At 54.8% G+C, this 509-nt stretch carries 1 pseudogene; it reads left to right on the forward strand.

The annotated features are described in order from the left end of the window. Positions 1–509: pseudogene (locus MUW49_RS18120) on the forward strand (IS1595-like element ISAeca5 family transposase); the annotation flags it as partial.

The raw sequence follows: 509 nt of genomic DNA on the forward strand, positions 1-509 counted from the left end.
CTGCTGTCACAGACCAAAACTGGCTTGTCAGCGATGGAGCTAAAGCGCCAGTTGGACGTCAAATATGACACCGCCTGGATGCTCAAGCACAAGCTGCTGCAAGCCATGAAAGAGTCCGATGACAAGCAGCCCATCAGCGGCATCATTCAGCTCGATGATGTCTACTGGGGTGGAGAGCGCCGTGGTGGCAAACGAGGTCGCGGCGCGGCAGGCAAGACGCCGTTTGTGGCAGCAGTAGCCCTGAACAAGGAAGGGCATCCAATCAAGATGCGGATGACGGTGGTCGATGGTTTCAAAACCAACGTCATTGCTGATTGGGCAAAACGGCATCTTGCTAGTGGTAGCGCGGTGATATCCGATGGATTGGCCTGTTTCAAAGCGGTCAAGGAGGCCAATTGTGAGCACCTGGGTGTTGTCACCGGGGGCAACCTTGATTTGCTGGATCATCCGGCATTCAACTGGGTAAACACGATGATAGGGAATGTGAAGAACTCGCTGCGGGGCAGTTG

The organism is Aeromonas sp. LsrichE-8G, from assembly GCF_022869435.1.
Taxonomy (GTDB): Bacteria; Pseudomonadota; Gammaproteobacteria; order Enterobacterales; family Aeromonadaceae; genus Aeromonas; species Aeromonas caviae.